At 42.1% G+C, this 12,514-nt stretch carries 12 protein-coding genes and 1 pseudogene; all 13 read right to left on the reverse strand.

The genetic code is table 11. The features are described from left to right. Positions 1–257: 257 nt before the first annotated feature. Positions 258–2,828: an AAA family ATPase gene (locus IQQ51_RS23585; RefSeq protein ID WP_193842258.1), complete on the reverse strand. Its 2,571-nt coding sequence runs from the start codon at positions 2,826–2,828 to the stop codon at positions 258–260. Between the two features lie 368 nt (positions 2,829–3,196). Next, positions 3,197–3,628, reverse strand: coding sequence for a sel1 repeat family protein (locus tag IQQ51_RS23590; RefSeq protein ID WP_193842259.1), 432 nt, complete (start codon positions 3,626–3,628; stop codon positions 3,197–3,199). 398 nt (positions 3,629–4,026) lie between these two features. After that, positions 4,027–4,890: a phage integrase N-terminal domain-containing protein gene (locus IQQ51_RS23595; RefSeq protein ID WP_193842260.1), complete on the reverse strand. Its 864-nt coding sequence runs from the start codon at positions 4,888–4,890 to the stop codon at positions 4,027–4,029. A gap of 620 nt (positions 4,891–5,510) precedes the next feature. Then, the gene (locus IQQ51_RS23600) at positions 5,511–6,386 is read right to left on the reverse strand and encodes a hypothetical protein (protein WP_052879912.1); all 876 of its coding nucleotides are present in this window, start codon (positions 6,384–6,386) and stop codon (positions 5,511–5,513) included. 257 nt (positions 6,387–6,643) lie between these two features. Continuing rightward, positions 6,644–7,906: an integrase gene (locus IQQ51_RS23605; protein WP_050634626.1), complete on the reverse strand. Its 1,263-nt coding sequence runs from the start codon at positions 7,904–7,906 to the stop codon at positions 6,644–6,646. Beyond that, complete coding sequence (locus IQQ51_RS23610) at positions 7,907–8,116, reverse strand: hypothetical protein (protein ID WP_010434910.1); 210 nt, start codon at positions 8,114–8,116, stop codon at positions 7,907–7,909. It lies immediately after the preceding gene. 387 nt (positions 8,117–8,503) lie between these two features. Continuing rightward, the gene (locus IQQ51_RS23615) at positions 8,504–8,896 is read right to left on the reverse strand and encodes an NUDIX hydrolase (protein WP_193842261.1); all 393 of its coding nucleotides are present in this window, start codon (positions 8,894–8,896) and stop codon (positions 8,504–8,506) included. A gap of 61 nt (positions 8,897–8,957) precedes the next feature. Further along, complete coding sequence (locus IQQ51_RS23620; protein WP_193842262.1) at positions 8,958–9,719, reverse strand: nucleotidyltransferase domain-containing protein; 762 nt, start codon at positions 9,717–9,719, stop codon at positions 8,958–8,960. 14 nt (positions 9,720–9,733) lie between these two features. Then, the gene (locus IQQ51_RS23625) at positions 9,734–10,270 is read right to left on the reverse strand and encodes a GNAT family N-acetyltransferase (protein WP_193842263.1); all 537 of its coding nucleotides are present in this window, start codon (positions 10,268–10,270) and stop codon (positions 9,734–9,736) included. 50 nt (positions 10,271–10,320) lie between these two features. Continuing rightward, positions 10,321–10,419 (reverse strand): annotated as a pseudogene (locus IQQ51_RS23630) (DUF3465 domain-containing protein); the annotation flags it as partial. A gap of 38 nt (positions 10,420–10,457) precedes the next feature. Further along, the gene (locus IQQ51_RS23635; RefSeq protein WP_086970286.1) at positions 10,458–10,709 is read right to left on the reverse strand and encodes a TIGR03643 family protein; all 252 of its coding nucleotides are present in this window, start codon (positions 10,707–10,709) and stop codon (positions 10,458–10,460) included. Between the two features lie 123 nt (positions 10,710–10,832). Continuing rightward, a complete protein-coding gene (locus tag IQQ51_RS23640) occupies positions 10,833–11,354 on the reverse strand; it encodes a GNAT family N-acetyltransferase (protein WP_193842264.1) in 522 nt (173 codons plus the stop codon). A gap of 146 nt (positions 11,355–11,500) precedes the next feature. Next, positions 11,501–12,313 (reverse strand): hypothetical protein, encoded by an 813-nt coding sequence (locus tag IQQ51_RS23645; protein ID WP_061039467.1) that lies wholly within the window; start codon positions 12,311–12,313, stop codon positions 11,501–11,503. Positions 12,314–12,514: the final 201 nt, after the last annotated feature.

Genomic DNA, 12,514 nt, shown 5'->3' on the forward strand with positions numbered 1-12,514 from the left:
AACGCCATCGACGATCGTTTTTAGATGCTCATACAAAATGACCAGTTGATGCGAGAAATGCATTAAATCATTAGGGCTGACGGCTTTCTGCATATTTCGGAGTATCCCGACTAATCATTTACCCGCACGAGCGCAATCATCGAAATACGCAGCCAAGTTTGAGACAAGAAGCGCCTTAGTTTTATTGGTCTAAAACATTTCTGCCCCATTGTGAGCTAGGGTGCACTTCAAAAGTGCTAGGTTTGTCATCGTGTAGTTTATACTAATGACACGATGTCGTTTGTTGCGAGTGTTTTCAGTTTCTCATTAACTTCGCTTTGTGCTTCTACCGTTATGGTAAGGTTAAACTTGGCACGACTTAACATGATGTAAAGCGTCCCATCTTCTGTGTGCTCGTTGGCTACTGCAATCACTACTGGAAACTCTTTTCCAGCTACCTGATCCGCAAGTAAGAATGACACGTCACTGTATGCTTTTACTTCACCTACCGAGACAGACAAGCCGCTAAGAATCAAATCACGAACAAGACTCTTCTGAAGCGTATCGTTCGGTTTATCAAAGATGACAACCAGTGGTAGCTTTTGGGTAAAATTCGACTTGATAAACTTGAGCTTTTCATCGATTTCTACTTTTAGCTCACCGCGCTTAACGACAGGCTTCTCGAAACCTTTTTGATTTTCAAAATATTCCTCTTCGAGGTCTTCTACCTCTAAACCTAACATCAGTTGTCGAAAGTTATAGCTGAGGTTACCCAGCTCATAGGTTTGACGAAAGTTGTGTTTCAGTTTGTATAGAGTGAGCTTTTCATCGGTGTAGAACCCCGTTCTCTGACGAAGGTTACACCACACACCTACACCATCAGGGTTTTCACTCTGAGCTTCATCACCAGAGAGAATAAGTCTTTGAGTAAAAAAGCCTACCAACTCAATATCTACAGATGGTACATCTTGAGCTTCATCGATAATAATCGTGTTGAGTAGTTTCATCTTTCTAAGCGTTAGCGCTTTCAGTAGTGCTTTGGATTCCGCATCTTTAAAACCAGTGACATTACTCACTACTGCAGCTTCGAGAGCTTGATAAGACGCGTTTAATTTAGCTTTATAGCGTTTCAAAGCGTTGTTGATTTGAACGAGCTCTGGGTCACTGTTGATGGAGTCTCGGCGTTGTGAGTCAAGCTTTGCCTGCTCAGACTTTTTGTATTCTTCGAGTTGGTCAGTGATTCGCTTTTCAATGAGAGTACTAAGGGCGATCGGCTTATCAGTTAATATACGTCGGCCTAAGATTCTTTGCTCGAGTTCGAGTACTTTGTTTATAACGTTAGTTGTCAGAGAGTCGTATTGTTCTTGTTCATCTTCGTCGGAGAGAGCTCGCAACTCTATTAACGAACGATATTTTTTCTCTTCGTTCTCGAGTTTGCTCAAATCATCAGGATCAATGATCAATCCTTTTCTTAAGGTACTGCGATACTCCAAGCTAGATATTTCATCTTTATATGCCACGACCAGTTCGGCAAATTTTGCCTCGAGTGGTTGTCGCAGCATTCGCTCTATTTTCTCTTTCTTTGCTTTGAAGTGTTCAATTTCGAACTGGATAGCATTGTTGTTTTTCAGCAAATCAAACAAGGCGGTCTCATCGAGGCAATCAGGTAAAGTTACCAAGTGAGTATAAGCCTCTTGAGAGTCTAGCTGGGTAAGGAATTGTTTAACGGTTTCAGAAATACTGACCAAATCGTCAATTTTTCCTTCAGTGATATTTGTATAATTGCCTCCGAGTTGCGTACTAAGAAACTCAGACACCGCAATAATAGTGACACCTCTGATGCCCATTTGAAATAGCAGGTCCTCGAAAGGTGCCACTAAACCAGGGTGTTTAACCATAACGATAATCTGCTCAGAGCTAAGTTTTTCATCATTAACTAAAATCAATATCTTCTGCAGAATAGATGTAGATTTACCTGTACCTGCTGGTCCGTCAATGATGTGGTTTCCTGGCGCGTAAATGGCTTTCATTTGGCTTGCCGTTGGTATCACTTCTTTCATCTTCATGAAGTTATCGATATCAATTGGCTTTCCACTGTCACTGGCAGTTTTGTCGTTAGTGGTCAAAGATTGAACGGCATCTTCAAAGTAATGACGCCCTTGCGCGGTTAAGTAAGTGACGGACTTTAAATTGTGGTGATCCGGTACGTAGTTTCCGATCAGGCTGACAGAACCATGATCGCTCTCTTGGTTAATCTCGGTACTGAGCACATTACGAGCCATCGGATGGTTCCAAGGTAAGTGACGAGCGAATTTGTTTTTCAAAGAGAACGTTGATAGTTCGTAGTTGGAGCTTCGCGTCACATAGAAGTTGGCTTTGGAGGTTTCTACGCGACGAAAGTACGGTTTATCCTCGTAGTTTAGGTGCGTATCAACATCTAGAGCGAGCTCGTTCTCAATCTTGCTTAGTGTTTTCTTTGTTTTGGTTTTAATCGCGTTGATGCGGCCGATCTTCTTTGATTGTTCTAGGTCTTTGAAGAAGGTGGGATAGTCTTTAAAGCTAAGGTGTTCGTGGTAAAGTCTTTCTGCTTCTGAGGACGCACCTTGCGCGAGCAGAGTCTTTAATTGAGTGACGTATTCACTCCTATAGGTGTGTATGTTGCCAGACATCTCGTGATGAGAAAAGTTTGGGTCATTTGTTATGTCAGGGTGCTTATCTATGACTTTCCGAACCAGAATAGTATAACTGCTGTCGTCGAGTGTCTCTTTCGCTTTGTCAAGCCAATTTGCGGCATCAACGTAATCTGAGTAGCGAATACAGCCACTAATCTTGTCGTAGAATTGATTCATAGAAGTCTCATCATAGAACGGCAAAAAATAGACAGCTAGTTAGTGTGAAGCGTATGCTTCTCAACCCTTCGAGAATCTATGATGCCTGCTGAAATTTTTGCGTCATCTTGCAATATTCTGACTTTGTTGGTCAACCCTAATTAATGATTCTAAGGTTATTAGTTTCTTAGCTACAAGTACGCGTATTTTTGGATGATGTTCATCACATATATAGCTTTATTGAGAATCTCAACGACAGTCAGTTTAAGGAAAAATCTACAAAGTGGTTAGGACCACCGCTAACTCATTTTTGTCCAAAGATGTGCTGACACCGATCTCGGCAAACACGTCTTTGCCCCAAAGTGTGGTACGCATCTATATTCACTTCACTAAAAGTCGAAGTTCAGCTTAGAACGAATCTCTTCAAACATTTGCTCTCTTTGTGCGTGCAGTTGAGCAAAAACTGTTGGCGATAGGGCGTGGCATCGCTTGAAATACGTCTGTGATAATAGTGGTTCAGGTGTCAGCAGGTAGCCAGTAAAGCCAGAACGCGTCACACCATCAGCGTACATTTCGCCAAGATGAAAGGCTGCTTCAGCATGCCCCATTGAGGTGGCTTTCTTGTAGAGGTTGACGGATTTATTGATATCTATATCACCCGTACCAAACAGACCACCCGTTCGCCAGATAATGGCGTCATTAAAGTATTTCTCTTTGCGTGTATTGAAGGTCAGAAACAGGTAGATCATGTACGGCACAGTAAAGAAAAGTAATGGCGGAACGGCCACTGAGATAGCAATAAGGATTAGATTTTTAAGCACGGACGATGCCTCTCTGGTTGGTCAATTATTACACTACCCTCGATCATACCGTACAGCATTCCAACATGCAAATGTTAGCCATCTTGTAATCTGCAACCCGCAGCCACTTACTTTTGTGGATAAAGTATGTGGTGGCATTAAATTACCTACAAAGCTATACCTATTAACTCAATCTTTGATGAACGTACCCACGACAGAGTAGCCCGCCGCATAGATGATCGCTCAATCAGTATTATTGTAGTGGCTAAGTGAATCAGGCCACTACATTAGAGGGCTTTGCAATACGTGAAATAATCCGATAAATGCTAATTTAACAAAGCATATAACACGGAACTGCCCAATAGCGGGTTACAACTATTCGGATTCCGAATTAGGAATCCGAACTTAACTTGCAAGATTTAGCGGCCTAAATAAACTGCAGTAACCTCTTCTCTTCCGTGTCCTAATTCTTCAGTGATGACCATTCTTGCCTCAAAATCGCGCTGTTTGTCCTCTCCTGTTAATCCCTTGGTTGACGGCCCTCCCGCAGCAGGAGCATTAAAACCCGTCAATTCAAAGTATCGTTGATGCGCGTACGCATGCCGTAACCCATGCGCTTTGTCTAAGCCCATTTTGATGCAAGCTCTTTCGTATCTTTTCATCTGAGAAACGTACTTATCATTTTCTGGAATTAAAGAGCTATCCCCTACCCACTTTTTCACCTCATCAATTAACTGACGTTGTTCCAAAGTGCGAACAGGCACGTCTCTAGGTCTTGCGCCTTTGGTTTTTACTAGATGCAAATGGTCGCCTCTATCTGCTAAATGAAGCTGGACTTTCATGCACTCTTCTCGGCGTAAACCAAACGCGGCTTGCAAACGAAAACTCGCCTCAAGATACCTGTCATTGAGTGTTGCTAATTTTGAATTTACTAAGAATCTGGCTTTATTCTGGTTGGTGACATATTTGCGGTTTTCAATACCAAGGGAAGCGTTGCTTTTAGGAACTAGCCCTGGCTTCCCGATTTTTTCAGAGAGCCAACGCAGGTGAGTCATACGCGTCTTGATCGTGCCCGCTGCTAGACCTTGATCTTGCCAATGAGTTACAAGCTTCTCGATATGCTTGCGGCCCAAGTTCCTTAGCTCAAGTTTTCTGACGTTAAGCTCTCTTAGTTGTTTGTCAGCTAACTTTAGTATCTTCTTTCTCTCTGCTTGAGTCGCTTTAGAGCCATCGGGGTTACGATTTAGAACTCGGGTAATTTGGTAAAAAAAGTTCGTTGCCATAGTGCTACCTCAATATGTTAATTCTAAAAAAAGAGCCGCTTTCGCTAGCGGCTCTTACCTCAGTCATTTCAAGGTTCTTATTTCATGGGTACAGTAGTAGGTATCAATGCGATTTCAGATTAGTGTTATTGCTCCCGTTCATTTCGAATGAACGCCTACTGCTTAAATCAAGTCAGTAGGTAATGAAGCGAGACTACTGCGCGGTTCAGAAATTCCGAACAATTGAATGACTGTAAGCCATGTGAAATTGCTAATTCCCAGAAGCCCGTTGGGCGTTTGAGATAAGAATGCGCTGGTAATTAAAGGATTTCTTCGTCTAGTAGTCTTTGCAGCAACGGCTGCTTTTTATTTCTCTTCCATTATTGTCTCAACCCATTTTACTCGCAACTTTTGAGGCGCTCTCAGCGCCATAAATTCTCGCCGTCATTCTTTTCCAATTCCGATAATTTGCTCATAGGCCCCTATTGGTGTGCGCTGCCCGTCCTGTCACTCCCCAAAATTTTGGAGTGACAGGACTAGATACCCTTTTGGCTAGGCGTAAAAAAGGCCGAATATATTCATATTCGGCCTCTACAATAGAGCTATTTCGACTGAAGTATTTTAGCTTTATGAGATTGGTATTAACCTATTTCATTTACTAGATTTTCTCTTAGCCAGATGTTTTGTGGATCATTTTGATTTATCAAAACATCAAGTGGAACTTTTACTCCACGTATTAGATCAGCACTTCTCACCTCATCCCTTAGGGTGTTCATCTCATTTGCTAAGTTTATTGGAAAGTTAACATTTAAAAGCTTTATTTCGCCTGTATACCCTAAGGTTTCAAACTGCTTGGCAAGCACTCCTAAAAAACCAATGACATAGTCACCAATCCATTTACGGCTCGAAATATCTCTATATCCATTCGGATACTTAAACATAATGTCGAGTTCACGCATCTCAATACAAACGGTTTTACCGGAGAAGTTATAGTAACCATATGCTCTGATACCGAACGATGAAAACTCTATCCATGGGTTTACTTTGTTTTTGACTCTATTCATGGCAATTCGACTTGCCAGTACTATCGATACAGTATCATCAACAAATTCGAGTTCATTGATGATAGATTTCGCATCGCTCCAATCAAAAGAGTCCCCCAATGAAAGGAGATGGTTCACAGCATCATGAGGTATACAATTTAGTCTGTTGTTTACTACTAACGCCAATACGGAACAATCCAAATGGATATTGGGGTTCAAGTGAGCACGAATAGCAGGTAAGTGAGGTTGCAACAAGAGCTCCAATGTTTCTAAGTCCTGCTTGTATGGAATTGCCAAGTATTTGTTATTACTGTCGAGCATCTCTAGATCAGAGCTACTGCATAACTCTTTAAAATTGTCACAGCCATACATAAATGCGACAGCTTCTCTTGCAAAACTGAGCTTGATCTTTAAAGCTTTTGAAATGTACTTTGCGTGGGCCTCAGATTGGCTCACTGATGGGTATTTAAGCATGATTAAGCATCCTATTAGAGTTACGGGCTCACGAACCGTAATAAAGATACAAAATCGATGAAGTGATAATTCACTTCGCGCTGCTTTCGCTTCATCCGTGAGCTGATAGGTCGCGCATAACCTATATCTGACTGTATTCATTAACCGTTTTCTAGTCAATACAATGTGCATAGATTCAAATTAAAGTTAATAGAGTAAGTCGACCCTTTATCAAATTCGGATTCCGAATTCTTCCAAAACTAAACACCTGACAAAAATCACTTCTGGCCACTTTTCGGCATAACCTCAACAGGTGGTACTTGGTGCCAAATAATGTCACTTGTGCCTGTATAGATTTTTGTTGTTTTAGCGTTCGCATGCGCCATTCGCTCAGTAGCACTCTGCCCTTGCTGTTCAATCATTCGTGCAGCTAGTCCCCGAATTTCATGATAGGTCGGCCTTAGCGATTTCTTTAGGTGGCTATAAAGCCCTAAAGAATCTCGAACCTTACTGAACTCTTTACTTATATTGTGGTGATGTACTTGGTAAAGATGGTCGGTCTCTTTTGAAATACCACGTTGCTGCTGTTTGGGCTTACGATGAACGATATAAGGGCAAATCAATCTCGATGTTTTGGAGAGATCGACAATGTCTTTAATCGTTTGAGTGACAGGAATAGCAACAGTGGAAGCATCGGACTTTTTCACCTTCTCTCGATGAACATAAAGCATTCCATACACAGCATGCCCATCAACATACTCCACCTCTTTGTCAGGGTTCCAAAGAATCCCACAAACGCCTTCCCGTGGTTTGTATATCCGATAACGAAGCCTATAGATCTCCCTCACAGCATGAGTCGTCTCAAGAGTTAGGCTCATTGCTACCTTAAGAAACAGTGGCGCTGCATCGTAGACCTTTTGGTAGTTTTCGATATCTAGGTCGTGGCGAGCTTTGGTGTAATCTTCTCTGGTCAATCGACGCTGTTTTTTATTTAGTACAAAATTACTCTCAATAGCACTTTCATCAGCAAGATAGGAAAACACCTTTTTAAGATTACTGATCTTATTGTTGAGCTGACGATTACTTAACTCTGAATAGTATTTCGAAAGGAACTCATTGATGTGCTGTAACTTGATCGATTTGGTTGGCAACCGCCCCATGAACTCATCAAGGCGGTAACAGTCCCTCTCCAAATTTCGATAAACGTCTTTGGAAAGCCGTTCTTCTTTCTTCACACGAGACAACACTAATGGAAGCCAATCTTTTAAAGGCCGATTGAATTTATCCTTGCGACCTTTAGAGACAGCTTTGCGAAATGGGGTCATTTCTGAAAGTGAAAACGCGCTTCCTAGCTCAGGGCGATACTGCAAGTTATAAACATGCGCAGCTTGTATCGCTTCTTGCTCTACAGTCCCGATAGGAAATAGCTTCTTCACACCATCTACGGTTGTAAACCGAAATCGAGATTGACCCCTATGGCTCATTTTCACCAAGAATGGAGGGTAATGAGCCGTTTCTTTGCTTCTAGCTCTACCAACCATTTATGACTCCAAGAATCTCAGAAGTTCACTCACCCTGTCTGCAGGGTTCCCTATCTCGTCGTCAACACAAACTAAATATCGGCCCGTTGGCGTTCTAGTGCCCTCAAGCTTGCCGTGTTTAATCCAGTTTATGATGGTGGTATTGCATATCCCTGAATCAGGGTAAAACTCATCAATAAATTGTCTAGGTCTGATTTTACGCGTCGCCATGTCGTTCTCCTTACCTTTCTCACTACATGAAAATTAAGATTTCTCATCTACTGGTAGAAAAACTATGCACGATTTTTTCAGTGACATTCTATTTGCGCAGCAATTAACGAAAAGGATTCCCGAAGCGTAAAACGATTCAACGAATCGATTTCAAGCCCACTTTAGGGTGGACTAATACAGTAGTACCGAGTTGCTAATACATTGATTTTATTTGACTATTTCATTGGCCTTTTTAACCGTTTTTTAGGCCAATTAGAGCTTAACCACCAGCTCTAAACACATGAAATTCATATAAATCAATATTATACAGCTAAGATTACTACCAACATCGGGGTTTCACCGTTTTTGTGCCCTCAAAAAAGTCGTAAACATGTTATCGAAGCCAAACTAAAGATACCTACCCACCCGCTCCACTTCTTTCAAAGCAATACCATCGGCTGCTATACCAATAGGAGCTGAACCTAGTGAATACCACGCAACATCATCAGCCTCTTGAGCTGTGATATCTCCTTTCCACTGAGTCACAGCAAAGTAGTGAATCAACTGGAGCTCTGTTGTTGGGTGGTAAAGTGAGCACAAGTATTTATAATCAATGGGGACAATATTAAGCTCTTCATCAAGTTCACGAAACAGCGCCTGCACCTGATTCTCACCATGCTCAATATGACCGCCAGGTATAGTAATTAAGCAGGGATCCGTCTCCTTAGACTCGCTGCGCTTTTCTAACAAGACTTGTGACTCCTTTAGTAAGATAAAAGAAACACACTCGTGGATATCCATCTAATTTTCCTAAAACCGTAACAACGGTAGTTAAGTTTGCTGTTCTAGCTTGTGTTAATGCTTAATTTACAACAAGCTCTTTGCTCAGCCTTTCACACAATTCAAAAGCTTCTGTTTTAGATATCAAGTTTCCAAGAGCATATTGATACGCTAGCTCAATATCGTCGCTTTGATTAGGGTAATAGCGCTTGGCTACTACAGCGCACTGGCTCAGGTTGGTGTACCAACTTCCGTCTTTCTCAGCCACAAAGTAGTACGCTGCACGCACTAACTTCTTGCCAATCACCTTAGCGACATCCCCACCAGCCATTGTTTGAAAAGACGAACTCATTTGCTCAAGAAAAGTAGACAAGTCGCCATTAAGCGCTTGGGCGATTTCAATGCTTGGTTTGTATAGTGGGAACTCATTAGATAAATCATTCCCCCAAACACAACAGCAGCAATGCTTGATCCAAAAGTGCCAGTGATACTTTTCCGTGGGTTGCAGAACATCGCGCAGGAAGCCAGGATCGATATCAAGCTTGCTCACTTGCGGATATGCTTTGGGAATGGTGTCAGAAAGGTGCTTAAATACTCCCTTCTCTTTTTGGCCAATAGGCGTAGTGAGTACAATAGAGACATCCAAATCAGAGCGACCAATAATGGCCGTTCCTCGAGGCACGCTTCCATACAAGTAGATGCCATCTATTTGATCTGGGAGTTCTTTTAACAACGAATCAATGACTACTATCACCACTTCTTGAAATTCAGGCGCAATATTCTTTGGCGAATAAAGGTTTTGAATAAATCCGTCTTTATCGAGCCCTTTATCTAGCTTCTGCATGCCACTTCCCATCACTAAGCCTTTTTCCAATCAGATCGAACAACCTCCAACCTCACAGTATCCCACCACTTACCTTTGAAAAATCGATGATCCTCAAAGCGCGCTTCTTCTTTCATTCCCAGTGACTGACACAATTTGATTGCTGCTAAGTTCTTACTGATGGTTTCGGCGTAGATGCGTTGCACGCCCAACTCTGAAAACCCAAAATTAGCGAGCGCTTCAGCCGCTTCTATAGAAAGCCCTTTTCCCTGAATTTCCCTTGAGAAAGCGCAACCCATTGAAGCTTGTAGGTTGCCTTCAAGACGTAAACAAACGGTTCCAATAAACTTCCCCGAGTCTTTGCTTTCAACCGCTAATTGAAAAGACTGCCGCGGAACTTCCAAAGCCTGTGCAACAAACAACTGAGTTAGCTCTCGATATTTGTCAGGTTCGCAATCACTTTCATCATAGAAACGCTGATACTTTGCGTCTTGAGAGATCGCAACAAAGGCACACTCGTCTTCGATACTCATATCTCGAAGAATCAAACTGTCAGTTTCCAGCTTAAACATCAAAATTCCTTTTTATTTTATAGCCATGAAGGGAAAAGTCTCGGAGGTGTTTACTCGTATACTTTCCCGTTATGCTTCAACCAACCATGAGTGTGATGATTACGAGGGTCTTTGTGCGTCCAGTGCACTACGCCACCTTTCTTATTCCATAATGAAATGTCATTGGGCTGACTAAATAAGTCCCTATCTAGCGGTGCTTGTACTGAGTCGGACAATAACCTCTCGAAACGTCCGAACTGCGTAGTTTTACATGCTTGGTCGAGCGCCCAGAAACACGTGAACGCCACAGCTTAAAACTGCCAAGCTTGAGATGGCTACGCATAAAACGAATCACTTGCGATTCATTCAAACCAAATTGCAGTTCTATTGCTTCAAACGGCGTTCTGTCTTCCCACGCCATTTCGATAATTCTTGATTCATTCTCTTTAGATAGCATCATGCATACTCTTCCTTTATAAACTGGAAGAAATACGCCCGTCTTAGATTTAAAGATCACAAGTGACCACTTTGAACTACACGACTTATAAAGTTCAGTAAAACAACAAGCTAACTCAAATTATGGCTATTTGCTTTCCAGCCACTCAGAACGCAATAGACCATACTTAATCGAGTCATAATACTCGCCTTGGTAATAACGCACTTTTCTTAGCCTAGCTTCTTGCTGGAAGCCTAATTTGAGGGCTAGTGACATCATCCGCGGATTACCCGACCAAGTGGTTAAACCGACACGCTCTATCTGCTTGTTTTCGAATAGGTAAGATACCCAAAGAGGAAGAGCTAACGCAGCAATACCCTTCCCCCAATAGTCGGAGTTATAAATGACTACTCCGACTTCAAGCCAACGTGTCTCTTCACACTCCCAATAACAACTGACAGTACCTACAGGCACATCGTCTACAACCACCAACTGTAAGTCAGACCCATTGAGTAACCGTTGAAACGAACGGCTTTCAAACTCTTCTAGTGATGGCGGTGAGTATGGAAAATAAGGGCCGTTAAACTTCGTCCACTCATCGTTTGAGATAACCAATGCATAAATGGCGGCCAATTCGCTTGGTATGGCGGACCTAATAGTTACTTGCATCTTCTCTCCTTGGTTTGGTGCTTAGGTATGGTTCTTGGTCTAATTTCTAGAGGGATTAGTCGCGACCACAGCAGTCATTAATCTCATAATAATCATTAATAATAAAGTAACTAAATCGGATCACTACCAATCTAGCAACTAGGCAATCATAGGGTTAAATAAGCTTGTGCGAACTCTCTAAGCACTCTCGCATTATTGTGGTATTTGCTATCCCCGCACTTTATGCCATCCACTCTGATGTCCGGGCTGGAATATGCAGGTATAACATCTCGCTCATAAGACATCACTGTCCCTCTGTCAGCACAAATTGCACCGAAGGAATATTGAGGCGCTCTTGGATACGTTCCAGAAATGTAACTTTCTATACTATCAAAATCTTTCAATAACGTTTTATAGTCATGATTAGCACCACTTAAATGGCCAATTTCATGCTCCATTAAGTAATCAGGGCAGTTTATCGCTAAAGAAAAAAAGTAGGATACCGAAGATGACATACCACAATAATCAGACTCAAAGCTAAAATTATAATTAGAAAATACTATCCCAGTAAAAATGGGGACGCCGTCTCCTGTTGTTTCTGGAATCGGTTCTTCCATCGAGAGTTTTAATAACCTCTCTGCTGCGCCCAAATCTTGAAACCAAAGGCTGTCGATTTCAGACGTATAAATCACCTTGGTGACTTTTCTCGTCATAGGGATGCAGGAGTTTTTCAACACCAGATTCGAATAGCTTTCCCATGTCGCTATTTTAGAGGCAACAAATGCTTTGGAATATTCTGCTAATACAGATTCATCAACATAAAGATGGATCTCTGTATTCAAAGCCTCTCTCTTCGCACAAGTAGGAAACTCGATGCTTTGAGCATTGGAGAGTCGACTATTGCTCAACACGATAATCAAAACATAGCCAACTAACTGGATGAGCCTTTTAAAGGCCCCCTCTCTGACTAATGTGTTCATCTCCATCCTCTCCCTTTATTCAAAGCCGCAAAGATCACCAAAATGCCGTGACTTAAGATTCATGCAGATAACTATTACACATATAGGCGCTGGTCTCTCAAAGGTATCCGCCCCATGAACCCACAGGGCGAACTTGCTAATGTTTGAAGTTCCAGGGTAAGAGCGCATCGATATCAGGCTCAGCTTGCGCTAGCTCTTTCA

This window comes from Vibrio sp. OPT18 (assembly GCF_015163615.1).
Taxonomy (GTDB): Bacteria; Pseudomonadota; Gammaproteobacteria; order Enterobacterales; family Vibrionaceae; genus Vibrio; species Vibrio coralliirubri.